This is a genomic window from Blastococcus jejuensis, assembly GCF_039534705.1.
Lineage (GTDB): Bacteria > Actinomycetota > Actinomycetes > Mycobacteriales > Geodermatophilaceae > Blastococcus_B > Blastococcus_B jejuensis.
Genome location: NZ_BAAAVV010000012.1, coordinates 58879 through 84653, shown reverse-complemented (window position 1 = coordinate 84653; position 25775 = coordinate 58879). Strand labels below are relative to the sequence as shown.

30 protein-coding genes and 1 pseudogene are annotated in these 25775 nt (G+C 72.8%); 10 read left to right on the top strand and 21 right to left on the bottom strand.

The window, feature by feature from the left end:
- Positions 1-14 precede the first annotated feature (14 nt).
- Positions 15-755, bottom strand: coding sequence for a cation diffusion facilitator family transporter (locus tag ABD644_RS19190; RefSeq protein ID WP_344690651.1), 741 nt, complete (start codon positions 753-755; stop codon positions 15-17).
- 52 nt (positions 756-807) lie between these two features.
- A complete protein-coding gene (locus ABD644_RS19185; protein WP_344690650.1) occupies positions 808-1170 on the bottom strand; it encodes a hypothetical protein in 363 nt (120 codons plus the stop codon).
- 164 nt (positions 1171-1334) lie between these two features.
- Between ABD644_RS19185 and ABD644_RS19180 the strand changes: the two genes are divergently transcribed.
- Together ABD644_RS19180 and ABD644_RS19175 are read left to right on the top strand one after the other, a co-directional pair.
- Complete coding sequence (locus tag ABD644_RS19180) at positions 1335-1526, top strand: helix-turn-helix transcriptional regulator (protein WP_344690649.1); 192 nt, start codon at positions 1335-1337, stop codon at positions 1524-1526.
- A complete protein-coding gene (locus ABD644_RS19175; protein WP_344690648.1) occupies positions 1516-1944 on the top strand; it encodes a hypothetical protein in 429 nt (142 codons plus the stop codon). The genes ABD644_RS19180 and ABD644_RS19175 overlap by 11 nt, the downstream gene beginning before the upstream one ends.
- Here ABD644_RS19175 and ABD644_RS19170 read toward each other — a convergent pair.
- A complete protein-coding gene (locus tag ABD644_RS19170) occupies positions 1941-3032 on the bottom strand; it encodes an HPP family protein (RefSeq protein ID WP_344690647.1) in 1092 nt (363 codons plus the stop codon). The two genes, ABD644_RS19175 and ABD644_RS19170, sit on opposite strands and share 4 nt — an antisense overlap.
- 178 nt (positions 3033-3210) lie before the next feature.
- Here ABD644_RS19170 and ABD644_RS19165 point away from each other — a divergent pair, with 178 nt between their 5' ends.
- Positions 3211-3471, top strand: a complete 261-nt coding sequence (locus ABD644_RS19165) for a hypothetical protein (RefSeq protein ID WP_344690646.1) — start codon at positions 3211-3213, stop codon at positions 3469-3471.
- On the opposite strand, the gene rdgB is transcribed toward ABD644_RS19165, so the two are convergent.
- Positions 3462-4079 (bottom strand): RdgB/HAM1 family non-canonical purine NTP pyrophosphatase, encoded by a 618-nt coding sequence (gene rdgB / locus ABD644_RS19160; RefSeq protein WP_344690645.1) that lies wholly within the window; start codon positions 4077-4079, stop codon positions 3462-3464. The two genes, ABD644_RS19165 and rdgB, sit on opposite strands and share 10 nt — an antisense overlap.
- Positions 4076-4798, bottom strand: a complete 723-nt coding sequence (rph, locus tag ABD644_RS19155; RefSeq protein WP_344690643.1) for a ribonuclease PH — start codon at positions 4796-4798, stop codon at positions 4076-4078. Before rph ends, rdgB begins: the two co-directional genes overlap by 4 nt.
- 139 nt (positions 4799-4937) lie before the next feature.
- On the opposite strand from rph, the gene ABD644_RS19150 reads away from it, so the two are divergent.
- The 3 genes from ABD644_RS19150 (at position 4938) to gndA (ending at position 7431) form a co-directional block, all read left to right on the top strand.
- Entirely contained in the window at positions 4938-5342 is a 405-nt protein-coding gene (locus tag ABD644_RS19150; protein WP_344690642.1) for a YjbQ family protein, read from the top strand.
- A gap of 98 nt (positions 5343-5440) precedes the next feature.
- Entirely contained in the window at positions 5441-5929 is a 489-nt protein-coding gene (gene bcp / locus ABD644_RS19145; RefSeq protein WP_344690641.1) for a thioredoxin-dependent thiol peroxidase, read from the top strand.
- 62 nt (positions 5930-5991) lie between these two features.
- Positions 5992-7431 carry an NADP-dependent phosphogluconate dehydrogenase gene (gene gndA, locus ABD644_RS19140; RefSeq protein ID WP_344690640.1) on the top strand — a complete coding sequence of 480 codons (1440 nt, stop codon included), beginning with the start codon at positions 5992-5994 and terminating at the stop codon, positions 7429-7431.
- Positions 7432-7438: 7 nt separating this feature from the next.
- Here the strand turns inward: gndA and ABD644_RS19135 are convergent, their stop codons facing one another.
- The 7 genes from ABD644_RS19135 to ABD644_RS19105 form a co-directional block, all read right to left on the bottom strand.
- Positions 7439-7924: a DUF4262 domain-containing protein gene (locus ABD644_RS19135; protein WP_344690638.1), complete on the bottom strand. Its 486-nt coding sequence runs from the start codon at positions 7922-7924 to the stop codon at positions 7439-7441.
- 81 nt (positions 7925-8005) lie between these two features.
- Positions 8006-8953, bottom strand: a complete 948-nt coding sequence (locus tag ABD644_RS19130; RefSeq protein ID WP_344690637.1) for a DNA polymerase domain-containing protein — start codon at positions 8951-8953, stop codon at positions 8006-8008.
- Positions 8954-9027: 74 nt separating this feature from the next.
- Complete coding sequence (locus tag ABD644_RS19125) at positions 9028-9768, bottom strand: MBL fold metallo-hydrolase (RefSeq protein ID WP_344690636.1); 741 nt, start codon at positions 9766-9768, stop codon at positions 9028-9030.
- Positions 9765-10592, bottom strand: a complete 828-nt coding sequence (murI, locus tag ABD644_RS19120) for a glutamate racemase (protein WP_344690634.1) — start codon at positions 10590-10592, stop codon at positions 9765-9767. The genes ABD644_RS19125 and murI overlap by 4 nt, the downstream gene beginning before the upstream one ends.
- Positions 10593-10720: 128 nt before the next feature.
- Positions 10721-11671: a PLP-dependent cysteine synthase family protein gene (locus tag ABD644_RS19115; protein ID WP_344690633.1), complete on the bottom strand. Its 951-nt coding sequence runs from the start codon at positions 11669-11671 to the stop codon at positions 10721-10723.
- Positions 11672-11711: 40 nt separating this feature from the next.
- The gene (locus ABD644_RS19110; RefSeq protein ID WP_344690632.1) at positions 11712-11987 is read right to left on the bottom strand and encodes a ubiquitin-like small modifier protein 1; all 276 of its coding nucleotides are present in this window, start codon (positions 11985-11987) and stop codon (positions 11712-11714) included.
- Between the two features lie 123 nt (positions 11988-12110).
- On the bottom strand, positions 12111-12584 hold the full coding sequence (locus tag ABD644_RS19105; RefSeq protein WP_344690631.1) for a M67 family metallopeptidase: 474 nt from the start codon (positions 12582-12584) through the stop codon (positions 12111-12113).
- Positions 12585-12671: 87 nt separating this feature from the next.
- Between ABD644_RS19105 and ABD644_RS19100 the strand changes: the two genes are divergently transcribed.
- Positions 12672-13025: a hypothetical protein gene (locus ABD644_RS19100; RefSeq protein ID WP_344690630.1), complete on the top strand. Its 354-nt coding sequence runs from the start codon at positions 12672-12674 to the stop codon at positions 13023-13025.
- On the opposite strand, the gene ABD644_RS19095 is transcribed toward ABD644_RS19100, so the two are convergent.
- Positions 12964-13455 carry a DUF2017 family protein gene (locus tag ABD644_RS19095; RefSeq protein ID WP_344690628.1) on the bottom strand — a complete coding sequence of 164 codons (492 nt, stop codon included), beginning with the start codon at positions 13453-13455 and terminating at the stop codon, positions 12964-12966. The genes ABD644_RS19100 and ABD644_RS19095 overlap by 62 nt on opposite strands.
- A 37-nt stretch (positions 13456-13492) precedes the next feature.
- Entirely contained in the window at positions 13493-13789 is a 297-nt protein-coding gene (gene clpS, locus ABD644_RS19090) for an ATP-dependent Clp protease adapter ClpS (RefSeq protein WP_344690627.1), read from the bottom strand.
- Positions 13790-13848: 59 nt separating this feature from the next.
- On the opposite strand from clpS, the gene ABD644_RS19085 reads away from it, so the two are divergent.
- Complete coding sequence (locus tag ABD644_RS19085; protein WP_344690626.1) at positions 13849-15150, top strand: nicotinate phosphoribosyltransferase; 1302 nt, start codon at positions 13849-13851, stop codon at positions 15148-15150.
- Positions 15151-15173: 23 nt separating this feature from the next.
- Positions 15174-15746, top strand: a complete 573-nt coding sequence (locus tag ABD644_RS19080) for an isochorismatase family protein (RefSeq protein ID WP_344690625.1) — start codon at positions 15174-15176, stop codon at positions 15744-15746.
- 120 nt (positions 15747-15866) lie between these two features.
- On the opposite strand, the gene serB is transcribed toward ABD644_RS19080, so the two are convergent.
- The 4 genes and pseudogenes from serB to ABD644_RS19060 all read right to left on the bottom strand — a co-directional run bounded on the left by serB (position 15867) and on the right by ABD644_RS19060 (position 20315).
- Positions 15867-17138 carry a phosphoserine phosphatase SerB gene (serB, locus tag ABD644_RS19075; protein WP_344690624.1) on the bottom strand — a complete coding sequence of 424 codons (1272 nt, stop codon included), beginning with the start codon at positions 17136-17138 and terminating at the stop codon, positions 15867-15869.
- Positions 17138-18865 carry an aa3-type cytochrome oxidase subunit I gene (gene ctaD, locus ABD644_RS19070; protein ID WP_486303489.1) on the bottom strand — a complete coding sequence of 576 codons (1728 nt, stop codon included), beginning with the start codon at positions 18863-18865 and terminating at the stop codon, positions 17138-17140. The genes serB and ctaD overlap by 1 nt, the downstream gene beginning before the upstream one ends.
- Positions 18866-18981: 116 nt before the next feature.
- Positions 18982-19794 (bottom strand): annotated as a pseudogene (locus ABD644_RS19065) (putative RNA methyltransferase); the annotation flags it as partial.
- Between the two features lie 11 nt (positions 19795-19805).
- Positions 19806-20315 (bottom strand): metallophosphoesterase family protein, encoded by a 510-nt coding sequence (locus tag ABD644_RS19060; protein WP_344690621.1) that lies wholly within the window; start codon positions 20313-20315, stop codon positions 19806-19808.
- Positions 20316-20393: 78 nt separating this feature from the next.
- On the opposite strand from ABD644_RS19060, the gene ABD644_RS19055 reads away from it, so the two are divergent.
- The gene (locus ABD644_RS19055; RefSeq protein ID WP_344690620.1) at positions 20394-21923 is read left to right on the top strand and encodes an MFS transporter; all 1530 of its coding nucleotides are present in this window, start codon (positions 20394-20396) and stop codon (positions 21921-21923) included.
- 43 nt (positions 21924-21966) lie between these two features.
- On the opposite strand, the gene ABD644_RS19050 is transcribed toward ABD644_RS19055, so the two are convergent.
- The 3 genes from ABD644_RS19050 to ABD644_RS19040 all read right to left on the bottom strand — a co-directional run bounded on the left by ABD644_RS19050 (position 21967) and on the right by ABD644_RS19040 (position 25514).
- Positions 21967-22926 carry a cytochrome c oxidase assembly protein gene (locus ABD644_RS19050; protein WP_344690618.1) on the bottom strand — a complete coding sequence of 320 codons (960 nt, stop codon included), beginning with the start codon at positions 22924-22926 and terminating at the stop codon, positions 21967-21969.
- Between the two features lie 49 nt (positions 22927-22975).
- Entirely contained in the window at positions 22976-23893 is a 918-nt protein-coding gene (locus ABD644_RS19045) for a cation diffusion facilitator family transporter (protein WP_344690617.1), read from the bottom strand.
- Positions 23894-23999: 106 nt separating this feature from the next.
- Positions 24000-25514: a M23 family metallopeptidase gene (locus ABD644_RS19040; RefSeq protein ID WP_344690616.1), complete on the bottom strand. Its 1515-nt coding sequence runs from the start codon at positions 25512-25514 to the stop codon at positions 24000-24002.
- Positions 25515-25775: the final 261 nt, after the last annotated feature.

Here is a 25775-nt window from a genome sequence, read left to right as displayed (position 1 = left end):
CAGGACGCCGGCCGTCAGGCCTCCGGGGGCGCGCAGCAGGCGTCGCGGCAGCCGTCCGCGCACCCGCAGGCCTCACCCCTGGCATCGGCGATCCGGCCGACCCCGGGGGCGCAGCATCCTTCTCCGCGCCAGGCTTCGATGCCTTCCCTGACCGCGACGCCGGCGATGACGAGCCCGGCCAGCGGATCCGCCCAGCCCCAGCCGAGGGTCGCATTGAGGACCAACCCGACGAGCAGGACGGCGGACAGATAGGTGCACAGGAGCGTCTGGGTGCTGTCGGCGACGACGGCGTGCGAGCCGAGCGCCCGTCCGGTCCGCCGCTGCGCCCACGAGAGGAACGGCATGACGATCAGCGACGCGATCGCCAGGCCGATGCCGACCGGCGACGGCTCCGGATCCCCACCGAAGAGCGCGCGGACGGATTCGACGGTCACGTAGGCGGCGAGCGCGAAGAACGAGAACGCCATCAGCCGCAGGGCCTGTCGCTCGCGCGACTCGGGCAGCCGATGGCGGAACTGCCACAGGATGATCAGACCGCTGGAGACCTCGACGACGGAATCCAGGCCGAATCCCACGAGCGCGACTGAGCCCGCCGCGATGCCCGCCGTCACCGCGATGACGGCCTCGAGCACGTTGTAGGTGACCGACGCACCCGCCAGGAGTTGCGCGCGCCGCCCCAGCGCGGCGCGCTCGGTCGGCGTCAGCGCCGGGTGCTCGGAAGCCCGGGTGGCGCTCATCGGGTCGCCGCTGGCCACCCGGCGATGGTAGCGACGCCGCGGACCGGGCGGCTCCTGGCGGTTGGCCTGGTCAGGTCCAGAGGACCGCGACCACCACGTTCACGATGGCCAGGGCGCCCGCGGTGTGGAACCACGGCAGCGCCGCCTTCGAGGCCGCGTCGGCCGCCCGCTTCCGCCCCGCCATCCACACCGCGACGAGCACGAGGACGGCGACGACGAGCTTGACCGCGATCTTGGTGTTGTCGACGGGCAGATCGGTCGCCTGGCGGACGCCGACCAGGGCGAGACCCGTGACGAGCTGTGTGATCGCACCGATCCACATCAGCCGCGTGTCCAGATCGACCTTCCGGCTGACCTGGAACAGGAACGGGCCGATGATCAGCGAGAGGCCGAGGACGTGCAGGACCACGAGCAGCAGGCGGACGGTCTCCATGCCCGCACGTTACCGACCGCTCACTGTCAGCTCGGCCACCCTGCCCCGCCGATCAGCGCCCCTCGAGTGACCCCGACACGCGACAGGTCAAGCAGGCTTGACACCGCACCCCTGCGTCAAGCAGGCTTTACCTGTCAAGCGAACTTGTCCTGGAGGGAGGCCCGGTGCGCAACGACGTCCGCGAGCTCCGACTGGCCGCCGGCCTGTCCCAGCGCGAGCTCGCCGGGGCGCTGGAGGTCTCCCGGCAGACGGTCAACTCGATCGAGACCGGTCGCTACGACCCGTCGCTCCCGCTCGCCATCGCCATCGCCCGTCACTTCCACCGCACCGTCGAGGAGATCTTCCATGTCGACTGATGGACGCACCCACAAGCCGACGCCCCCGATCGTGGGCGGCGCCCTCGCCGTGCTGGCCCTCGTGATCGCGACCGGGCTCCTGCTCCGCGAGCACGCCCCGGGCAACATGGGCTCGGGCTTCCTGGTGGGAGCGGCGGTCGCGATGCTCGGCGGCGCGGTCATGTGGTGGCGGGCGACCCGCAGCCCCGGCCGGGCGAGCACGTTCGAGCGCGCATGGACCCAGACCGGCGACGAGCGGGACGACGCGGTGCTCACCCGCGCGCTGGCCGTCCTCGGTCTGCTGGCGGTCCCGCTGACCGGTGTCGCGGCGATCGCGATCGGGCTCGGTGCGGCGGTGGAGATGGTGCTCGCCCTGCTGCTCGCGGCCGAGGTCGCCGTGGGTGCGATCGCGTTCGTCGTCGTCGCGCGTCGGAGCTAGGACTCCACCAACGCCTGGTGCAGGACGGCGATGAGCTCGGTGCGGGTGATGATCCCGGCCATCCGGCCGTCGGCGTCGACCACCGGGAGGTGCCGGAGGCCGAGGTCGGTCATCAGCCCGACGAGCTCGGAGACCGGGGTGTCGACGGTGACCGTGGTGACCGGGCTGGTCATGATCTTCGAGATCGGGTCGAGGTCGACGACGTCGAGGTTGAACAGGTCGTAGACGGTCACGATGCCGACCACGTGCCGATCGTCGTCGATCACCGGGACGACCTTCACGTGGTGGTTGTTCATGATCATGCGAGCCCGGTAGATCGTGTCGCCGGGCCGGGCGGTCTGGACGTCGCGGGCCATCAGCGTGCCGCAGGTGAGCTGGCCGAACCGACGGTCGAGCGCGTGCGCCTCGGCCTCCCGGACGAGGGTCATCACGTCGCCCGGCATGATGTCGAGCCCTCGGTCGAGCCGGGCCATGGCCTGCCGGATGTCCTCGGTCTGGACGCCGACCCGCTGGCTCGGCGCGGCATCGGTGCCCTGCGGCGGCGGCGGTGGTGGGGGCACGTGCGGGTAGGGCCGGCCGGTCAGGTTGTTGACCAGTGCGGCCACCACCAGCAGCACGACGGTGTTGACCCCGACCGGCCACAGCGCGAAGGCGAAGCCCTGCTCCGCCACCGCCGAGCTGCCGACCGCCGCGAACAGCGCGCACGCACCACCCGGAGGGTGGACGCAGCGCAACGCCATCATCAGCGGGATCGCCACGGCCACGGCCACCGCGGCGGCCAGGGTCACGCTGTCGAAGACCTGGGCGGCGCCGATGCCGACCGCCGTCGACACCACGTTGCCGACCAGCAGCGACCAGGGCTGGGCCAGCGGGCTCGCAGGGGCGGCGAAGAGCAGCACCGCGCTCGCGCCCATCGGCGCCACGATGAACGGGAGCATGGCCGGCCCACCGGGCACGGCCTGGGCGGCGAGGCTCGCCAGCGCGATGCCGACCAGGGCCCCGAACCCGCCACGGAGGAAGTCGGCCCGCCGGTACCCCATCGCCCCGGGTCGCAACGACGTGATCCAGGCGTTGCGGTCCGCGTACACCCAGGTCCTCCTCGCCAGACGCCGGCCGCCGACGACAGAGCCGTCGTCGGCGGGACCCTACGCGGCCGGGTCGCGCACTCGTGCGATCCCGCGGCCGGGTCGCGTCGTCTCACCCGGAGGGGTGGCGCCCCGCCCGACATCGCTGAGGTGAGCGCGCCGCACGACCGACTGAGCTTGCATGACCAGCACCGCGTCCTCGCGCCCCTGGCTGCAGGCGGCCATCGCCCGTCCCGTGCACGCCTCCGGAGCACCCGCGCCCGCCGGCGGCCGGCACCGCGCTCCCGAGGTGCCCGGAGCGGTCGAGTTCCTGACCAGCGAGCAGATCGCCGCCGGCGGCGGCAGGCACGCCGAGCCGGAGTGGAGCCGCGAGGCATTCGACCCCGCGCGCGACGAGGTCGACGCCTTCGACTGGCTCGGCTTCGAGTCCGCTCAGGACTGACGGGCGCCCAGCACGTCGGCGATCACCGGGACGAGGGCCACGAAGGCCTGCCCCCGGTGGCTGCGAGCGTCCTTCTCCTCGGGCGCGAGCTCCGCGGAGGTGACCTCGAGCCCCTCGGGCACGAACACCGGGTCGTAGCCGAAGCCGTTCGTGCCCCGCTTCTCGCGGATCACCCGACCTCGCCACTCCCGCTCCAGCACGTGCTCGCTGCCGTCGGGGGTGACCAGGGCGGCGGCGCACACGAACGCGGCGCCCCGGCGCTCGTCAGGGACGTCAGCGATCTGCCCGAGCAGCAGCGCGGTGTTCGCGTCGTCGTCACCGTGCCGCCCCGACCACCGCGCCGACAGCACGCCGGGCATGCCGTTCAGCGAGTCGACCGTCAGCCCGGAATCGTCGGCGACGGCCGGCAGCCCGGTGTACCGGGCCGCCTCGCGCGCCTTCAGCAACGCGTTCTCGGCGAACGTCGCGCCCGACTCGGGTGCCTCGGGGTAGTCCTCGACGTCGCCGAGCCCGACGACCTCCACGCCGGGGACGGCGGCCTCCAGCAGGCGTCGCAGCTCGGCGAGCTTGCCGCCGTTCCGGGTGGCCAGGAGCAGCCGCACGCTCATCGTGCGAGCGCGTCGGCCTGCAGCCGGGTCAGCTCGGCGCAGCCGGCGACCGCGAGGTCTAGCAGCTGGTCCAGGGTCTTGCGGTCGAAGACGGCGCCCTCCGCCGTCCCCTGCACCTCGACGAAGCCGCCGTCGCCGGTGCACACGACGTTCATGTCGGTGCCGGCGCTGACGTCCTCCTCGTAGGCGAGGTCGAGGCGCGGCTCCCCGTCGACGACGCCGACGCTCACCGCGGCGACCGACTGCACGATCGCGTTCGCCTTGGCGAGCTTCTTGCGCTCCCCGAGCCAGGTGACGGCGTCGGCGAGCGCGACATAGGCGCCGGTGATCGCCGCGGTACGGGTGCCTCCATCGGCCTGCAGGACGTCGCAGTCGATGGCGATGCTGTTCTCCCCCAGCGCGGCGAGGTCGATCGAGGCGCGCAGCGAGCGGCCGATCAGCCGGCTGATCTCGTGGGTGCGGCCACCGATGCGGCCCTTCACCGACTCGCGGTCGCTGCGGGTGTGAGTGGCGCGCGGCAGCATCGAGTACTCGGCCGTGACCCAGCCCAGGCCCGAGCCGCGCCGCCACCGGGGCACACCTTCGGTGACGCTCGCGGCACACAGCACGCGCGTACGGCCGAACTCGACGAGCACCGACCCCTCGGCGTGGTCGAGCCAGTTGCGCGTGATGGTCACCGGACGGAGTTGGTCGGCCGCACGGCCGTCGGGGCGCTGCACATCGCGACCCTACGGGCCGGGCCGCGGTCGGGCGCCGCCCCCTGCCGGGTGGTGCCCGACCGGGGAGGCCCCCTCCCCCGGCTCGCGGCCCCCGGCTCGCGGCTCGCGGCTCGACGGCGAACGGCTTAGATCTGCATCCATGCGTTCCGAACTGCGAGCCGTGCGGACCGGCGGCGTCCCGGTGGTGGTCGACCTGACCGACGACTGCGCCGACTTCGTGCGCGGGGAGGGCGACGGGCTGCTGCACGTCTTCGTCCCCCACGCGACCGCAGGCATCGCGATCATCGAGACCGGCTCGGGCAGCGACGAGGACCTGCTCGCCCAGATCGATGCGCTGCTCCCCCGCGACGACCGCTGGCGGCACCGGCACGGCTCCCCCGGCCACGGCCGCGACCACGTCCTGCCGGCGTTCGTCCCGCCGCACGCCAGCATCCCGGTGCTCGAGGGGTACCTGCAGCTGGGCACCTGGCAGCGGATCTGCCTGGTCGACACGAACACCGACAACCACCAGCGGCACGTGCGGTTCTCGTTCCTCGCCGGCTGAGTCTCCTGGCCGAGTCTGCTGGCCGAGTCACCTGGCCGAGGCTGCCGGCGGGGACCGCCGGGTGACGACGACGGGCCCGCACACGGCAGGATGTGGCCATGACCGCGACCGACGCCGCTCCCGTCCGCCTGGCGCCCGGTGACCCGGCTCCGGACTTCACGCTGCCCGACGCCGACGGCAACCTCGTGTCCCTCGCCGACCACCGGGGCCGGCGGGTCATCGTCTACTGCTACCCGGCGGCGCTGACCCCGGGCTGCACCACGCAGGCCGTCGACTTCACCGCCGCGGCCGGCGAGCTGGCCGAGGCAGGGCTGGACATCATCGGCATCTCCCCCGACGAGCCCGCGAAGCTCATGCGGTTCCGGGAGAAGGAGAACCTGGGCATCACGCTGGTCTCCGACCCCGACAAGGCCGTGCTCTCGGCCTACGGCGCGTACGGCCCCAAGAAGCTGTACGGCAAGGAGGTCATCGGGGTCATCCGGTCGACCTTCATCGTCGACGCCGAGGGCCGGATCGAGCAGGCCTCCTACAACGTGAAGGCCACCGGGCACGTCGCCAAGCTGCGCCGCGAACTCGGACTCGGCTGACCCCTGATCTCCCGCGACGCCGACCGGTCCGCGGGACACCGCGGTCCGGCACGATGCGCGCCATGAGCGAGCAGATCGGCGTCACCGGGCTGGCCACGATGGGCGCCAGCCTGGCCCGCAACTTCGCCCGGCACGGGCACCAGGTCGTCGCGCACAACCGCACCACGGCACGCACCGACGCGCTGCTGGCCGCGCACGGCGGAGAAGGCGACTTCGTGCGTGCGGAGACGATGGAGGAGTTCGTCGCCGCCCTACAGCGCCCCCGCCGCGTCATGATCATGGTCCAGGCCGGGCCGGCCACCGATGCGGTCATCGACGAACTGGTTCCGCTGCTCGACGAGGGCGACGTCGTGATCGACGGCGGGAACGCCCGCTACGACGACACGATCCGGCGCGCCGCGGCGCTGAGCACCACCGGGCTGCACTTCGTCGGGTGCGGGGTCAGCGGCGGCGAGGAGGGCGCCCTGCTCGGGCCGAGCATCATGCCCGGCTGCTCGGCCGAGGCGTACGCGCTGGTCGGCCCGATGCTGGAGAGCATCGCCGCGGTCGTCGACGGCACACCCTGCTGCACGCACGTCGGCAGCGACGGCGCGGGCCACTTCGTGAAGATGGTGCACAACGGCATCGAGTACGCCGACATGCAGCTGATCGCCGAGGCCTACGACCTGCTGAGGCTGCGGCTGGGCATGACCCCCGCGGAGATCGGCGAGGTCTTCGCCGGCTGGAACGCCGGCGACCTGGAGTCCTACCTGGTCGAGATCACCGCCGAGGTGCTCGGCCACGTCGACGCCGGCACCGGTCGGCCGTTCGTCGACGTCGTCATGGACGCCGCCGAGCAGAAGGGGACCGGGCGCTGGACCGTGCAGTCGGCGCTCGACCTCGGGGTGCCGGTGAGCGGCATCGCCGAGGCCGTCTTCGCCCGCGCCCTCTCGGGGCACGCCGAGCAGCGGGCCGCGGCGCAGAAGGTGCTGGCCGCACCGGCCGGGGGCGGCGCCGACATCGAGGACCGCGACGGTTTCGTGGAGGCGGTCCGGCAGGCGCTCTACGCCTCCAAGGTCGTCGCCTACGCGCAGGGGTTCGACCAGATCGCCGCCGGCGCCGTCGCGCACGGCTGGAGCATCGACCTGGGCGCGCTGGCCACGATCTGGCGCGGCGGCTGCATCATCCGCGCCCGCTTCCTCGACCGGATCCGGCAGGCGTTCGCCGACGAGCCCGACCTGACGACGCTGCTCACCCACTCCTACTTCCGCGACGCCGTCGCCGACGGGCAGGAGGGGTGGCGCCGTGTCGTCGTGGAGGCGGCCCGGAGCGGCATTCCCGCCCCGGGCTTCGCCAGCGCGCTGGCCTACTACGACGGGCTGCGCGCCGAGCGGTCGTCGGCTGCGCTGATCCAGGGGCTGCGGGACTTCTTCGGCTCGCACACCTACCACCGGGTCGACCGGGCCGGCTCCTTCCACACGCTCTGGTCGGAGGAGGGCCGCCGGGAGATCACCGCCCGCTGACCCCATCTCAGGCCCGCCACGTACCGGGCCGCGGCTGGCACTCCGGACCGCACGCGTAGCCGTCGTCCCACGGGAAGAGCCCGTCGGCGTGGTTCCAGGTGAGCTGGTAGGCCGGCACGGAGTACTCGGCGGGCCGCTCGTAGAAGCGGTTGGCGCCGAGCAGGACCTCGCCCGGGTTGGGCAGGTGCTCGACCACCAGCCGGCCGGCCCAGTCGGGCCACTGGAGCATCTCGCCGACGACCAGATCACGACCGTCGGCGACCATGCCCGCCACCCGGTTGAGCATGCCGTGCGTGTTGTCGCAGCCCGAGCCGACGACGACCAGTTCGGGATGCCCGAGCCCGAAGAGCCCGATCGTGTAGCCGAACGACGGCTCACCGGGCTCCTCGCCGGCGGCGACGTACTGCACCGCCCAGCGGTGCGCGCGGATCATCTGGGCCAGTCGCGCGTCCTCCTGGTCGAGCCAGGCGACGGTCTGCGGGTCCTGCGTCATGCGGAGAGCGTGCGCCGCGGCACCGACAGATCGGCCGCCGTCGACAGATCTGTGGATCGAGTGCCTCCCTGGGGACGGCGGTCAGCCGTCGTCGGCGGCCTCCCGCTCCCGCTTGCGCCGCTTCCCCTCGTGCATCGCGGCCACCCGCGCGATCGGGATGGTGTGCCCCTCCGCCACCAGGTCGTCGGGGAGGCTCTGCGGCTCGGGCAGCTCGGCGGCCCACTCGGACGGGAACCCCTGGGACCGCACGGTGAAGTCCTCCGGCCGAACGTCGTCCAGCGCAGCCCACCCGACCGGGGCGGACACCGGGAGCCCGGGCCGGATGCGGGGGCTGTAGGCGGCCACGATCGTCGACTGCCCCGACCGGGTGGAGTCGACGAAGACCCTCCCGCCGCGATCGGCCTTGATGTACGCGGTCGTCGCGAGCTCGGGATCGAGCCGCTCCGTGCGCGCGGCCAGCGCCCGCGTGGCCGCGGCGACGTCCTCGAACGGCGACCCCGCGACCGGGACGACGACGTGCACGCCCTTCGAGCCGCTGGTCTTCACCGCACCCGCGAGCCCGGAATCCTCGAGCGCCTGCCGGACCAGCCGGGCGGCGCGGACGACCATCGCGAAGTCGGCCCCCTCGGGCGGGTCCAGGTCGAGCACCAGGCCGGTCGGCTCGGCGTCCCCGGCGCGGAAGAAGGGGACGTGGAACTCGACGGCGCGCTGGTTGGCCAGCCACAGCAGCGTCCGCCGGTCGTCGCAGAGCACCTGGGCGATCTCGCGGTGCGACCCCTCCGACCACACCGGAACGGTCCGCACCCAGTCCGGCGCGCCCTTGGACACGTTGCGCTGCATGAACGGCGGCTGCCCCGGGCGCACCCGCTTGACCGAGAGGGGCCGGCCGGCCAGCAGCGGCACTATCCGGTCGGCGACCGCGTCCAGGTAGTCGACGAGATCGCCCTTGGTCACGTCGAGGCCGTCGCCGAGCGGCTGGTCGAGGCTGGTCAGCCGGACGCCGTCGCGCTCCTCCTCCACGAGGCTCACCGTGCCGCGTCCGCGCCCGCCCGGCAACCGGCCCTCCTGCGGGGCCCCGCCGCGAACGTGCGAGCGGTCCCTTCTCAGACCTCGTACGTCGCGCCGGGCCGGACGAGTTCGGTCTCGGGGAAGACCTGGCTCGCGGCGAACAGCTGCCCGATCTCGTCCACCCACGACGGCACGTGCGTCAGCAGGAGCCGGCCGACGCCGGCCGCCGCGGCGTGCTCGCCGGCCTCCCGGCCGGTCAGGTGCAGTCCGGGAGGCAGCCCCGGGCCCGGCGGGTGGGCCGCCTCGGCCAGCAGCAGGTCGGCCCCCCGGGCCAGCTCGACGACCCGCTCGCAGGGGCCGGTGTCGCCGGTGTAGACCAGGGACCGACCACCGGCGCTGAGCCGGATCGCGTAGCACTCGATCGGGTGCGCGGTGCGGGCGAGGGTCACCTCGAACGGGCCGAGGGGAAACGAGCCCGGGCCGACCGGCACGAAGTCGAACACATCGGTGAGCCCGTCCCCGTCGAGGTCGTAGGCCAGGGCCAGCCGCCGCTCGGCGCCGACCGGCGCATACAGCGGCACGAGCTTCTTCGTCGAGCGGCCGGAGTAGCGGTGCCAGACGACGAACGGCGCGGCGTCGAGGCAGTGGTCGGCGTGCAGGTGCGAGAGGAAGACCGCGTCGATGCCGGCCGGGTCCGCGTAGCTCTGCAGCGGCCCGAACGAACCGTTGCCGAGGTCCAGCACCAGCCGGAAGCCGTCGTGCTCCACCAGGTAGCACGACGCCGGGGAGGCCGGGCCCGGCGCGCTGCCGGCGCAGCCGACGATCGTGAGCTTCACGCGGCACCCACCGTCGCGGCGTGCAGCACCGCACCGATCTCCGGGCCGAGGAAGCGGCGGCCGAGGCGGGCGAACGGCTCCGGGTCGCCGGTCGCCAGGAAGGCGTGCTGCGGCGCCGGCGCCTCCGGGTCGCGCAGCAGGTCGGCCTGCGTGAGCACCCGGTAGACGTCCTTCGCCGTCTCCTCGGCGCTGGACACCAGCGTCACGTCGTCGCCGAGGACGAGGGAGAGCACACCGGTGAGCAGCGGGTAGTGCGTGCACCCGAGGACGACGGTGTCGACGCCGGCCACCAGCAGGGGGTCGAGGTAGGACTGCGCCAGCCCGAGGAGCTGCCGGCCGCTGGTGACCCCGCGCTCGACGAAGTCGACGAAGCTCGGGCAGGCCGCGCTGACCACCGACAGCTGCGGCGCGGCGGCGAAGGCGTCCTCGTAGGCCCCGCTGGTGATCGTCGCCGTCGTCCCGATGACCCCGACCTTCCCGTTGCGGGTGGCCGCCGTCGCGCGGCGGACGGCCGGGAGGATCACCTCGACCACGGGCACGTCGTAGCGCTCCCGGGCGTCGCGCAGGCTGGCCGCGCTGGCCGAGTTGCAGGCGACGACGAGCATCTTCACGCCGTCGGCGACCAGCCCGTCCATGACCGCCAGGGAGTGCCGCCGGACGTCGGCGATGGGCAGCGGGCCGTAGGGGCCGTGGGCGGTGTCGCCGACATAGCGGATCGCCTCGTTCGGCAGCTGGTCGAGCACCGCCCGGGCGACGGTCAGCCCGCCGACCCCCGAATCGAAGATGCCGATCGGTGCATCGGCTCTGCCCAGTCCGCTTCCCATGTCGCGGGCCAGGCTAGCCCGAGGACATCAGCGGCCGATCATCGGATTGGTGCACGCGACACGATGCGGCGCGCTCGACGGCCGTGCACAGATCCGATGATCGGCGACCCGGGCGGCCGCTCCAGGCCTCAGGCCCAGAGCTGGCCCTCCAGGGCGGCCGTGGCCTCGTCGAGGGTGCCGGCGTACGCGCCGGTGGAGAGGTACTTCCAGCCGCCGTCGCAGACGATGAAGGCGATGTCGGCCTTGCGGCCGGCCGCCACCTCCTTGTCGGCGATGCCCAGCGCGGCGTGCAGGATCGCACCGGTGGAGATGCCGGCGAAGATGCCCTCCCGCTCCACGAGCTCCCGCGTGCGGCGCACCGCGTCCTCGGGCCCCACGGAGAACCGCGAGTCCAGCAGGGTCGGGTCGTAGAGCTCGGGCACGAAGCCCTCGTCGATGTTGCGCAGCCCGTAGACGAGCTCGCCGTAGCGCGGCTCGGCGGCGATCACCTTCACGCCCGGCTTCTTCTCGTGCAGGTACCGGGAGACCCCCATCAGGGTGCCCGTCGTCCCGAGGCCCGCGACGAAGTGCGTGATCGAGGGCAGGTCGGCCAGGATCTCGGGCCCGGTGCCGGTGTAGTGCGCCTCGGCGTTGGCCGGGTTGCCGTACTGGTAGAGCATCACCCAGTCGGGGTGCTCGGCGGCGAGGCCCTTGGCGACGGCGACCGCCTGGTTGGACCCGCCGGCCGCCGGGGAGCTGATGATCTGCGCGCCGTACATCTCCAGCAGCTGGCGCCGCTCGATCGAGGTGTTCTCCGGCATGACGCAGATCAGCCGGTAGCCCCGCTGCCGGGCGACCATCGCCAGCGAGATCCCGGTGTTGCCGCTGGTCGGCTCCAGGATCGTGTCGCCCGCCTTGAGCTTCCCCTCCTTCTCCGCCGCCTCGACCATCGAGATGGCGGCCCGGTCCTTGATGGACCCGGTGGGGTTGTGGTCCTCGAGCTTGGCCCACAGCCGCACGTCAGGGGACGGCGACAGGTTCGGCAACCCCACGAGCGGGGTGTTGCCGAGCGAGTCGACGAGGGAGGTGAAGCGGGCCATCGATCGTCTTCCGTGTCGGGGAGCGGGACGCAGACGGCGGTCAGCCGCCCGCGACCGCCGGGAGGATCGTCACCGAGTCGCCGTCCTTGACCTGGGTGTCGAGGGCGCCGGTGAAGCGCACGTCCTCGTCGTTGACGTACACGTTGACGAACCGGTGGAGCTTGCCCTCCTCGGTGACCAGGCGGTTCTTCAGGCCCGGGTGCTTGCTGTCGAGGTCGTCGACGAGCGCGGCGAGCGTGTCCCCGCTGCCCTCGACGGTCTTGTTGCCACCGGTGTGGGTGCGCAGGATGGTCGGGATCCGGACCTCGATGGCCATGGCGTGCGGTTCTCCTCTGGAGGGGTGTCAGGGGGCGCTGCTGCGGGGAGCAGCGGTTCGTGCGTCTGATCGGGGCCAACGCCCGTCCGCGGCCCGGGATTCCGGACAGCGGGCAACGTCACCTCAGTCGTAGACGACGGTGGTCGGCGAATGGCCGAAGAGGTAGGACTCGACGACCTCGACCTCCTCCTCGCTGACCTCGCCGTCGACGATGCGGAAGCTGCGGAACTCGACCTCGTCGCCGGCCAGGCCGGTCTCCCGCTCGTGGTGGCGGGTGGAGACCAGCACGTAGTGGGCGTTCGGCTCCTGCGCCAACCCGATGTCGGTGCGCGACGGGTAGGCCTCGGTGGCGGTGTGCGAGTGGTAGATCACCACCGGCTCCTCGCCCCGGTCGTCCATCTCGCGGTAGAGCTTCAGGAGGTCGGCGGAGTCGAACTCGTAGAACGTCGGCGACCGGGCCGCGTTGAGCATGGGGATGAAGCGCTCGGGCCGGTCGCTGCCCTCGGGACCGGCGACGACGCCACAGGCCTCGTCCGGATGGTCCTCCCGGGCGTGGGCCACGATGGCGTCGTAGGTCGCGCGGTCGATGCGCAGCACACCCGCATCCTAGGCGGGGCGCCGGACCCGCCGTCCCGTGGTCCCGGCGGTCACCCTCCGGACGGGTTACCGATACGGTCCAGCCTCGTGCTGGTCACGTCGCTCGTCATCGCCGGTGTGGTGCTGCTCCCGCTGCCCGCACTGGTCCTCGGCGTACGCGGCCTGCTGCGGCGCCGCGGCTACAGCGCCGGGGAGTCGTCGGATCGCGCGTCGTTGGTCCTGCTGATCACCTTCCGCGCGGTGACCCTGCTGCTCGTGTTCGCCCTCTCGGCCCTGGTGCTGGTCTCCTGCATCGGCGCCCTGATCAAGGACGTCGAACTGCACAACGCCGTCTACGTCTTCGCCGTCCTCGACCTGCTGCTGGCCGCCCTGATCGTGCTCACCTTCGGCCGCCGCGAGCAGCGACGAGCGCGTCGACGAGCGAGCCCTGCAGGCCGGTGAGCCAGTAGTACACCGCCAGCTGCTGGTCCTCCTCGTCGGTGATGTCCTCGGGCGGCTCGGTGTCCTCGGTGACGTCGAGACGGGTGCCCAGCGCCAGCCGCAGGTCGTTGGACGTGCGCAGCCACGCGGCCGCCTGGTCGGCGTCGAGGCGCAGCTCTCCGCCGCCGTCGGGCAGGCTCGCCCGCACCATCGCGAGGTCGTCGGTCTTGCCGCTGCGCAGCGCCGACTCGGTCATCCCCCGGTAGTCGGCCGCGATCTCCGGATCGCCGCGGTGGCCGTCGGGCAGCAGCCGGACCAGCACCGGGTCGTCGCGGAGGTCGTCGGCCTCGAGGAGGTGCTCCAGCTGGTCGAGGAGCAGCCCGAGCACCCCGGCCTCGGCGGCGTCGACCCGGGCGAGGATCTCCCCGCCCCGGGCACGGAACGGCTTCATCGTCGCGTCACCGGTGCTCCGGCCTCGTCACGCGTCCTCATGCGTCCTTCTGGTAGCTGGCCCACAGGCCGTAGGCGTGCAGCCGGCTGGTGTCGTGCTCCATGCGTTCCCTCGGGCCGGAGCTCACGATCGCCTTCCCCTCGTGGTGCACCTGGAGCATGAGCTTGGTCGCCGTCGCCTCGTCGTAGCCGAAGAGCTCCTGCAGCACGAAGGTCACGTAGGTCATCAGGTTGACCGGGTCGTTCCACACCACGGTGACCCACGGCCGGTCGAGGTCGTACTCCTCGTCGACGGTGGTGTCCGGGGTGCGTTCCGGGGCGAGCGGTCCGGCCACGGGTCCACCATAGGACGCCGATCTGCTGCCGGGCGCAGCCGCGCCTAGGCTCCCTCCCCATGCCGACCTCGGAACTCCCCGCCGCGGCTCCCGCCCTGTTCACCGACCGGTACGAGCTCACGATGGTCGCCGCCGCGCTGGCCGACGGGACCGCCGAGCGCGACTGCGTGTTCGAGGTCTTCGCCCGCCGCCTCTCGCACGGGCGCCGCTACGGCGTGGTGGCGGGCACCGGGCGGGTGCTGGACCTGCTGCCGCACTTCCGGTTCGGCGACCGGGAGCTGGCCAGCCTGCGCGAGCAAGGGCTGACCGACGAGCGGCTGCTGGCCTGGCTGGCCGACTTCCGCTTCACCGGCGACATCGACGGCTACGCCGAGGGGGAGCTGTACTTCCCGGGGTCGCCGGTGTTCACCGTGCGGGCCCCCTTCGCCCAGGGGGTGCTGCTCGAGACCCTGGTCCTGTCCGTCCTCAACCACGACACCGCCATCGCCTCGGCCGCGGCCCGAATGGTGGGCACGGCGGGCGGGCGACCGTGCATCGAGATGGGCGCCCGCCGCACCCACGAGGAGGCCGCGGTCGCCGCGGCGCGGGCGGCCTACCTGGTCGGCTTCACCGCGAGCTCCGACCTGGAGGCCGGGCGCCGCTACGGCGTCCCGACGACGGGCACCAGCGCGCACGCCTTCACGCTGCTGCACGACGACGAGGAGTCCGCGTTCCGCTCCCAGGTGGCCACGCTGGGCGTCGGGACGACGCTGCTCGTCGACACCTACGACGTGGACCAGGGAATCCGGACGGCGGTGGAGGTGGCCGGGCCCCAGCTCGGCGCGATCCGGCTGGACTCCGGCGACCTGCCCACCCTGGCCGTCCGGGCACGGGCGCTGCTGGACGAGCTGGGCGCGACCTCCACCCGGATCATCGTCACCAGCGACCTCGACGAGTACGCGATCGCCGGGATGATGGCCGCGCCCGTCGACGGCTTCGGGGTCGGCACCCGGCTGGTCACCGGCTCCGGGGTGCCCACCGCGTCGATGGTCTACAAGCTCGTCGAGCGCGACGGCGTGCCGGTGGAGAAGGCCTCGGAGGGCAAGCATTCGATCGGCGGTCGCAAGCACGCCGTGCGCCGCCACGACGACGCCGGGACGGCGGTGTGCGAGGTGGTCAGCGCGGCTCCGGTCGAACCCCGCGACGGCGACCGCGACCTCGTCGTCCCCCTCGTGCGGGGCGGGGTGCCGTGCTCGGACCTCGACCCGCGCGCGGCGCTGGAGCAGGCCCGGGCCCACCACGCCGAGGTGCGCCAGGCCCTGCCGCCGGGAGCCTGGGCCCTCTCCGGCGGCGAGCCCGCGTTGGAGACACTGCGTACCTGAGCCGATCCCGACCGGAGGCCGACATGACCCGCGCACTGATCGTCGTGGACGTGCAGAACGACTTCTGCGAGGGCGGCAGCCTGGCCGTAGCCGGCGGCACCGCCGTCGCCCGGGCGATCACCGCGCACGTCCGCGCCGCCGGGAGCGACTACGAGCACGTCGTCGCGACCCGCGACCACCACATCGACCCGGGTTCCCACTTCGCCGACCACCCCGACTACCTCGAGACCTGGCCGGAGCACTGCGTGGTCGGCACCGGCGGCGTCGAGCTGCACGCGGCGCTCGACCGCGGCCCGCTCGAGGCGGTGTTCGACAAGGGCGAGTACGCCGCCGCCTACTCCGGCTTCGAGGCCAGCGCCGACGGCGTCCCGCTGGCCGACTGGCTGCGCGAGCGCGGCGTGGACTCCGTCGACGTCGTCGGCATCGCCACCGACCACTGTGTGCGGGCGACCGCGCTCGACGCCGTCGGCAACGGGTTCTCGACCCGCGTCCTGCTCGACCTCACCGCCGGCGTGGCCGAGGCGTCGACCGAGGCGGCCCTGGAGCAGTTGCGCTCCGCCGGCGTCGAACTGTGCGGAGAGGTCCACCGCCCCTAGCGAGGCGCCCTGCGAGGTGACGGGACGAGGGGGCCCGGAGGGTCCCCGAGGAGCGGAAGAAGCGGCTCAGCACGGCAAGGGGAGGGCTGTTGGCCGCGGTGTCGTCCGGAGGACGACAGATCATGTGGCGTCGAGGACCTCGTCGCGGGTGAAGCCGAGGACCTGCAGCACCGCGTCCAGGTAGGGCTGGTTGAGCGCGGTGTGCGCCTGCTCGCGGACGAACGGCTTGGCGTTGAACGCGATGCCCAGCCCGGCGGTGTTGAGCATGTCGAGGTCGTTGGCGCCGTCACCGACGGCCACGGTCTGCTCCAGCGGGATGCCGTACTCGGCGGCGAAGCGCTGCAGCGCGCGGGCCTTCCCGGGCCGGTCGACGATCTCGCCCACCAGGCCCCCGGTCAGCTTGCCGTCGCTCACCTCGAGGGTGTTGGCGGCGGCGAAGTCCAGGCCCAGGGTCTCGGCCAGCGGATCGGTGATCTGGGTGAAGCCGCCGCTGACGATCCCGCACCGGAAGCCCAGACGCTGCAGCGTGCGGATCAGGGTGCGGGCGCCGGGGGTGAGCTCCAGCGCTTCCCGCACCTCGTCGAGCACCTCGACCGGGAGGCCGGCCAGGGTGGCCACCCGGGCCCGCAGCGACTCGGCGAAGTCCAGCTCCCCGTTCATCGCCGCCGCGGTGATGTGGGCGACCTCGGCGGCCCGGCCGGCGCGGGCGGCGAGCTCGTCGATGACCTCGCCCCGCACGAGCGTGGAGTCGACGTCGAGCACGATCAGCCGCTTGCTGCGCCGGGCGAGCCCGACCTGTTCCACCGCGATGTCGGCGCCGGTGGTCGCCGCGACCGAGGCGAGGGCGGTGCGCAGGACGGTCGCCTCGGCGCCGGTGACGGTCAGCTCGAAGCTGGTGACCGGGTAGTCGGAGAGCCGGCGGATCGCGTCGATGTTGCCGCCGATGCCGGCGATGGCGCGGGCCGCCCCGGCCACCGCGTCGGGCGGGACCGGCCGGCCCAGCACGATCACGTGGTGCGGACGCCCGGCGGGGACGGGCACCGGCTCGGGGTCGGCGGCCGATTCGACCTGCACCCGGACGCCGGTCGCCGCGGCCACGTCGTTCCCGAGCCGGGACAGGCAGGCCAGCAACTCGGCCTCGGGCACCACCGCGCCGTCGCCCCCCGGGAGCGCGCCCACGACGACGCCGAGCACGAGCTGGCCGTGCACGACGACCTGCTCGATGTCGAGCACCTCGATCGCCGGCCCGCCCTCGGAGACCCCGGCGAGAGCCGAGAACAGCCGGGCCGTGACACCCGGACGGTCAGCCCCCGAGACCGTGAGGAGCGCTTTCGGCCCTCTCCCGGGCCCCGCCCCGAGCGTGCGAGGGGCGGGGAGGAGAGGGTCCTTCATCAGGTCGGGTCGGGGTCGTTCGGGCCCTGACGACGACCGGCCGTGGCGCCCAGCTCGGACACGTAGGGCTCGTGCCGCTTGCCCGCGTGGGCCTCGGCCTGCAGCCGCTCGAGCAGGTGCGGGTAGTGGGCCTCGAACGCCGGGCGCTCCGAGCGGATCTTGGGGATCTCGACGAAGTTGTGCCGCGGCGGCGGGGACGCCGTCGCCCACTCCAGCGAGTTGCCGTGGCCCCACGGGTCGTCGCGCAGCGCGAGCCGCCCGTACTTCCACGACTTCACGACGTTGAAGACGAACGGGACCATCGACGCCCCGAGGACGAACGAGAAGATCGTCGAGATCATGTTCAGGGTCGTGAACCCGTCGGACGGCAGGTAGTCGGCGTAGCGGCGGGCCATGCCCTCGTTGCCCAGCCAGTGCTGGATGAGGAACGTGCCGTGGAAGCCGATGAACGTCATCCAGAACTGCAGCTTGCCCAGCCGCTCGTCCATCAGCCGGCCGCACATCTTCGGGAACCAGAACGCGATGCCGGCGTTGGCCGCGAAGACCACGGTGCCGAACACGACGTAGTGGAAGTGCGCGACGACGAAGTACGAGTCGTGCACGTGCCAGTCCAGCGGCGGGCTGGCCAGCAGCACGCCGGTCAGGCCACCGAAGAGGAAGGTGACCATGAAGCCGATCGACCACAGCATCGGCGTCTCGAAGGTCAGCTGACCCCGCCACATGGTGCCGATCCAGTTGAAGAACTTGATGCCGGTCGGCACGGCGATCAGGTAGGTCAGGAACGCGAAGAAGGGCAGCAGCACCGCGCCGGTGGCGAACATGTGGTGCGCCCAGACGGCCAGCGACAGGAAGCCGATCGCCAGCGTCGCGAAGATCATGCCCTTGTAGCCGAACAGCGGCTTGCGGCTGAACACCGGGATGATCTCGGTGATGATGCCGAAGAACGGCAGCGCGATGATGTAGACCTCGGGGTGCCCGAAGAACCAGAACAGGTGCTGCCACAGCATCGGCCCGCCCATCTCGGCCGAGTAGACGAGAGCACCGAGGTTGCGGTCGGCCAGCAGCGCGAACAGCGCGGCGGTCAGGATCGGGAAGACCAGCAGGATGAGCATGCTGGTGACCAGCGCGTTCCAGGTGAAGATCGGCATCCGGAACATGGTCATGCCCGGCGCGCGCAGGCAGACGATCGTGGCGATGAAGTTGACGCCACCGAGGATCGTGCCCAGACCGCTGACGGCCAGGCCGGTGATCCAGAGGTTGCCTCCGGCGCCCGGCGAGTGGACCCCCGACGACAGCGGCGTGTAGGCCGTCCAGCCGAAGTCGGGCGCGCCACCGGGCGTGAGGATCCCGGACAGCACGATGAGGCTGCCGATGAGGAACAGCCAGTAGGAGAAGGCGTTCAGCCGCGGGAACGCGACGTCGGGCGCCCCGATCTGCAGCGGCATGATCAAGTTGGTGAACGCGAAGAACAGCGGCGTCGCGAACATCAGCAGCATCAGCGTGCCGTGCATCGTGAACAGCTGGTTGTACTGCTCCGGCGACAGGAACTGCATGCCCGGCCGCGCCAGCTCGCCACGGATCAGCATCGCCATCAGGCCGCCGATCATGAAGAACACGAACGACGTGGTCAGGTACATCAGACCGATGGTCTTGTGGTCGGTGGTGCGGAGCAGGTTCGACAGCCGCGAACCCTTCTCCACCACACGAGCCGGGCTGGGCCGGCTCACGATAGGCGCGGGAGCAATCGTCACGGCTCGCAGCTTAGACGGTCACTGATCGACACTTCGGGCCCCTGGACAGGCGCGTCGCCGCGCCGCTCCGGCAGCCGGTAGGAGGCGATCTCGACCGCGACGGTGACCCGGACGGGCCGGGGCAGCCCGGCGAGCCCGGATGCGAGCCGCTGCGGGGTCAGGTGCCGGGCGTGCGGGCCCATCCCGACCAGGGTGGCGACGGCGGGGTGGTCGAGCTCGAGCTGCTCGCGGTGGACCACCGCCGACACCGGCTCCAGGTGCGGTTCGAGGCTCGCCGCGAGCCGGGCGGCCTTGTCGGGATCCACGCGCAGCAGACCCAGCGGCCCGATCAGCTCGGCCAGGTGGTCGGCCGCGGGCGTGACGACGACCAGCCGCCCGTCCCGGGTCAGCACGCGGGCGGTCTCGGCGCCGTTGCGCGGCGCGAACACGACCAGTACCCGGTCGACGACGACGTCCCGCACCGGCCACCGCGCCCAGCTGTCGGCGACCACGGCCATCGCCCGCGGGTGCGCCCGCGCCGCCCGCCGGGCCGCGTAGCGCGACGAGTCGAGCACGACCCCGACCGCGCCGGGCAGCCGCTCGAGCACCCGGGCGAGGTGGTGCCCGGTGCCCCCGCCGACGTCGAGCAGCGTTCGGGTCTCCTCCCCCGCCGTCACCGCGTCGGCCAGCGCCGTGCTGATGCCGTCGTAGTGGCCACCGTCCAGGAACGTCACCCGGTCGGCGACCATCTCCGCCGAGTCGCCCGAGGGCGGACGGTGTCCCGGAGGCAGCAGGCTGACCTGCCCCTGCCGGGCGCGGTCGAACAGGTGCCCGCCCTCGCACCGCAGCGCGGCCTCGCCGTCGACCGCGGTCAACCCGGCCCCGCACACGGGGCAGGCCAGCAGCGCCACGGCGGGCGGCGGCAACGGCGGACGGGTCACGAGCGCGGCGGGACCGCGTGGAAGGTGAGGTCGTGCAGGGCACCGTCGGCGGCCGTCGCCGTCACGAAGGTTCCGTGGGGCTGGCGACGACGGTCCGTGGGCGAGCCGGGGTTCAGCAGCCGGAGGCCGTTGGCCGCCGTGGTGTCCCAGGGGATGTGGCTGTGGCCGAAGACGAGGACGTCGGTGTCGGGGAACCGGGCGGCGCAGCGGGCCTCCCGCCCCGCCCGGTCACCGGTCTCGTGGACGACGGCGAGGCGGATCCCCTCGATCTCGACGCGGGCCACCTCCGGCAGCCGCTCGCGCAGCGGGCCGTGGTCGTTGTTGCCGTGGACCGCGACGAGCCGCCGCGAGCGCCGCTCGAACTGGTCGAGCAGCGCGACGTCCACCCAGTCGCCGGCGTGCACGACGACGTCGGCGGCCTCGATGGCGGCCCACAGGGAATGAGGTACGTCACGTGACCGCTGAGGGACGTGCGTGTCGGAGGTCAACACCAGCGAAACAGGCACCACCCCATGGTCGCAGGCCGCTACGTTGCTCTGTCGGTGCCGACGACCGGCCCCATCCGCACGACCTGAGGACTTCCCGTGACCGACCCCGTCCCCACCCCCGGCGCCTCCGCTCCCGCGGAGCCCTACGAGAAGCGCTGGCTGGCGCTCGCGGTCATCGCCGTGACCGTGCTGCTGGTGATCCTCGACGCGACGATCGTGAACATCGCGCTGCCGGCGGTCTCGGTCGACCTCGGCATCGACGCGGCCACCCAGCAGTGGATCGTCACCGCCTACACCCTGACGTTCGGCGGGTTCCTGCTGCTCGGTGGCCGCATCGCCGACTTCTGGGGCCGCAAGCGCACCTACCTGGTCGGCGCCGGCGGGTTCGCCGTCGCCTCGGCCCTCGGCGGTCTCGCGCAGAACGAGGGGATGCTCTTCGCCGCCCGGGCGCTGCAGGGTGCGTTCGGGGCGCTGCTCGCCCCGGCCTCCCTCGCCCTGCTCACCGTGCTCTTCACCGACACCAAGGAGCGGGCGAAGGCGTTCGCCGTCTACGGCGCCATCGCCGGTGGCGGATCGGCCGTCGGCCTGCTGCTCGGCGGGGTCCTGACCGAGTACGCCGACTGGCGCTGGTGCTTCTGGGTGAACCTGCCCGTGGCGGTGGTCGCGATCCTCGCCGCGATCCCGATCGTCCCCGAGAGCCGGGCCCCGGGCGACACGAGCTACGACGTGCCGGGTGCCGTCCTGGTGACCCTCGGCCTGGCCTCGTTCGTCTACGGCTTCACCCTGGTGGCCGAGAACTCCCAGGAGAACGCGGCGGCCGGCCTGACCGACAACGCCTGGGCCGACCCCTGGGCGCTGCTGTTCATCGGCGGCGGAGCGCTGCTGGTGGCGGCCTTCGTCGTCCTGGAGCTCAAGACGCGCAACCCGCTGCTGCCGATGCGCATCGTCCTGGACCGCAACCGCGGCGGGGCCTACCTGACCTCGACGCTGGTCGGCGCCGGGCTGATCGGGGCCTTCTTCTTCCTGAGCCTCTACTTCCAGCAGGTGCTGGGCTACAAGCCGGTCGAGGCCGGCTTCGCGTCGCTGCCGACCACGCTGGGCGTCCTGCTCTCCGCCGGGGGCGCCAGCGCGCTCGTGCCCCGGGTCGGCCCGAAGCCGCTCATGGTCCTCGGCGGGCTGCTCGCCGCCGCCGGGCTCTTCGTGATGTCGTTCCTCGGGATCGACAGCGGCTTCTGGGAGCTCGCGTTCCCCGGTCAGCTGCTGCTCGGCCTGGGCCTGGGCTTCACGTTCGTGCCGCTGTCGAACCTGGCCCTGGTCGGTGCCGGCGAGCACGACGCGGGAGCGGCCAGCGCGATGCTCAACGCCACCCAGCAGGTCGGCGCCTCGATCGGGACGGCGCTACTGGCGACGCTCTCGGTCGGCGCGATCACCGACTACGTCACCGACGCCGTCACCTCCGGCCGCAACCCGGCCGATCCCGCCGTCGGGCTCCAGGCGCAGGTCGAGGGCTACACGACCGCGTTCACGTGGGCCGCTGTGCTGCTGGTGCTGGGCGCACTGGTCTCCGGCGTGCTGATCAAGGCCACCAAGGACGACCTGCCCGAGGAGATGGCCGTCCCGGTGTGATCCGTCGTGCGCACTGTTGATCAGGTGAGCTGATCAACAGGGGTCAGTGGTCCTGCTGGGCCATCGCGCGCAGCCGGGCGTTGTAGGCCACGCGCTCCGCGTCGTCGGTGCGGTCGGCGGCGCGGTCGATGGCCTTGCCGCGGCGCTCCTCGGAGCTCGCCCAGGAGAAGAAGACGACGAGCAGCACCAGGACGGTGGGCAGCTCGCCGAAGGCCCAGACGATGCCGCCGGCGACGCCCTGGTCACGGAGGACGTCGACACCCCAGTCGGCCGGCGGGTCGCCGAAGGAGTCGACCACCGCCGATCCGGCCATCATGATCGCGACGCCGAAGAAGGCGTGGAACGGGACCGGCAGGAACAGCTCGAGCATCCGGCCGGGGTGGGTGAGCGTCCGCGGCCACGGGTCCTGGGCCACGATCGGTCCGAAGAACAGCAGCCCGGTCACGACGAAGTGGGCGAGCATGAACTGGTGCCCGACGGGGTTGCTCATCAGGGCGTCGAACAGCGGCGTGAAGTAGACGCCGTACAGGCTCGCGATGAACAGCGGCACGGTGAACAGCGGGTGGGCCACGAACCGCCCGAGCCGGCTGTGCAGCGCGTTGAGCAGCAACGCCCGCGGGACGCCGGCGGCGCCCTTGCCCCGCGGCAGGGTGCGCAGGGCGAGGGTCACCGGGGCGGCCAGCAGGAGCAGCAGCGGCGTGATCAGCGACAGCACCATGTGCTGCGTCATGTGCACGCTGAACAGCACCATGCTGTAGCCGTTGGTCCAGGTACCCGTGACGGCGAACAGCGACGCGGTGCCGGCGACCCAGGCGAGCGTCCGCCACCAGGGCCAGCTCACGCCGGTGCGACGCAGCCGGACGACGGCGAGGACGTAGACCACCAGCCCGACGATGCTGGCGACGGCGAGCACCGACCACGGGTCGAGGTGCACCAGGAACATCCGGCCCCAGGTCGGCGGCTCGCTCGGCACCCACATGCCCGAGTGCTGCCCGTGGTCCACCGTGTCCTCCTCGCGCTCGCCTGCCGTGCGGCTCCACTGTCCCACTCGTTCAGTCGTGGACAGGCGCCTCGTGGCCGGCGTGCGCGACGCCCTCGAGCTGGAAGGTGCAGTGCTCGACGTCGAAGTGCTCGCCGAGGCACTCGCACAGGGCGTCGAGCACGCGCCCCCCGTGCCCGCCCGCGAGCGCGTCGTCGGTGACGACGACGTGCGCCGAGAGCACCGGCATCCCCGAGGTGATCGTCCAGGCGTGCAGGTCGTGCACGTCGAGGACGCCGTCGACCTCGAGGATGTGCGCCCGGACGTCGTCCAGGTCGACCCCGCGCGGGGCGGCCTCCAGGAGCACGTCGAGCGCCTCGCGGAGCAGGTGCCACGCCCGCGGGAGGACGAGGAAGCCGATGAGCACCGAGGCGAGCGCATCGGCCCAGGTCCAACCAGTCGTGAGGATGACGACCGCGGCGACGATGACGGCGACCGACCCGAGCGCGTCGGCGAGCACCTCGAGGTAGGCCCCCCGGATGTTGAGGGACTCCTGGCGACCGCGGTGCAGCACCGCGAGGGACACCAGGTTGACGACGAGCCCGACGACGGCGACGCCCAGCATCAGCCCCGACTCGAGGTCGGGCGGGTCGGCGATCCGCCGGACGGCCTCGACCAGGACGTAGCCGGCGACGCCGAGCAGCAGCAACCCGTTCGCGACGGCGGCCAGGATCTCCATCCGCTGCCAGCCGAACGTGCGCCGTCCCCGGGCGGGCCGCTGGGCCAGCGTGACCGCGCCGAGCGCCAGGGCGATCCCGACGGCGTCGGTGGCCATGTGCCCGGCATCGGCGAGGAGTGCCAGCGAGCCGGACAGGACCGATCCGACCAGCTCCGCGACGAGCACCGCGACCGTCAGACCCAGGACGAGGGCCAGCCGACCTCGCCGGCCGCCGGCAGCGGTGACGGGGCCATGGCTGTGGCCGTGTCCCATCGCCCTGCCTCCCGCGTCCCGGAATCCGACGTCGGAAGTCTGCCTCACACGCGCGACGCCCCCGCACCGGTGGGGACCGGCCGGGGGCGTCGGGACGTGGACCTGCTCAGATGTTGACGCCGCGCTCCCGCAGCCACGGGATCGGGTCGATCTTCGTCCCGTCGATCCCGCCGACGTGCACCTCGAAGTGCAGGTGCGGGCCGGTGGACTGACCGCGGTTGCCGAGCAGCGCGATCGTGTCGCCGGCCTTCACGACCTGCCCGGCGGACACGAGGATCTGCTCCATGTGCCCGTAGACGGTGACGTCGCCGTTCTCGTGCTGGATGTACACGGCGTTGCCGAACCCGCTGGCCGGTCCGGCCTCGAGGACGACGCCGTCCATGACCGCGTACTCGGGCGTCATCATCGGCGCGGCGAGGTCGATGCCGGCGTGCAGCGTGCCCCACCGGCTGCCGTAGCCGCTGGTCAGCCGAGCCCCCGCGACGGGCATGACCGCCTTGGGGCGGGCCGCCTCCGCGGCAGCCTCGGCGGCGGCCTGGTCGGCCGCAGCCTGCGCGTCGGCCGCGGCGGTCTGCTCGGCCAGGCGCTCGTTGCGGCTGATCGCGAGCTCCTCGAGGCGCGCGCTGGCCGCCTCGGGCGTGATCTCCTCGATCGGCTGGGCCTGCGCCTCGATGCCGAGCTGCTCGGCGACGCTGACCGAGTGGCTGACCGTCTGGGTCTGCGCCTGGGCCGGCGGGTCGGCCGGGGTGAGGCTCACGCCGAGCGCACCGGCCAGGGCGGCGGCCAGGTACAGGGCGGGCCGGCGACGGCGGGTCGGCAGGCGGCGCGGGAACAGGCGTCGCCGCCCCTGGGCGACCGCGGCCACGAGGGCCTCGGGCGACCTGACCTCGGGCGACGTGTGCTCGGGCGACGTCGCGACGACCGCCGGCGTGGCCTCGGTGACGACCTCGATGGCCTGCGCCTCGGCGGCGTCGGTGAGCTCGGCGGCGTCCGCTGCCGCGGCCAGCACCAGCAGGGCGGCGTCGTCGGCGCGCTTGTACGGCGTCGGCCGCGGCTTCGCGGCCACCTTCGCCGGGGCCGCCTGCGCCGCGGCAGCCTTGATCGCAGCGGACTTCGTCGCAGCGGACCTCGTGGCAGGGGCCTTGGCGGTGGCCGGCTTGGCAGCAGGCTTCGCCGTCGCAGCCTTCGCGGTGGCGGGCTTCGCCGCGGCCTTCGCGGTGGCGGGCTTCGCCGCGGCCTTGGCCGTGGCGGGCTTGGCCGCGGTCCTCGCGGTGGCCGGCTTGGCAGTGGCGGGCTTGGCCGGGGCCTTCGCGGTGGCGGGCTTCGCCGTCGCAGCGGACGTCGTCGTCACGGCGGTGGCGGTGGCCGGCTTCGCTGCGGTCTTCCGGGGCTTCGTCGGCCCGGCGTCGGTGCCGGTGGCCCGGCGAGCGGTGGAGGTGGTCTGGGTGGTCGTCGTCCGCGGCTTCCCCCGTCGCGGAGTCGGAACCTCGTTCGGGGCCTTCTCCTCAGCGGATCCGGCGATCCTGCGGGTCTTGCCGCGGGCCGGAGCGAGGGTCGGACGCGAGCCCGTGACGGGCTCCGATCCCTCGGCGAGGAGGTGGTCCTGGTGGAGCGAACTCATGCACCTGACTTCCGTTGGCGGGCATTGCAGAGGCGCTCCCGGGGAGAGGAGCGGTGCCCATGTAAACACGTCGTGATTGATTCGTGATCTGCGCGACGGGGTATTGACGTGCGCTTTTGTGGCCTGGGCCACAAAGCTCCATCAGTGTCATTCCGCTCAGCGTGCATGGCGGACTACACAAAGTCACTGGCACGCCGTGTCTGCCCGAAACCCGTGCGATCCACCTCACGGCGGGCAGAAAGGCCCTTGAGAAGAGCGATT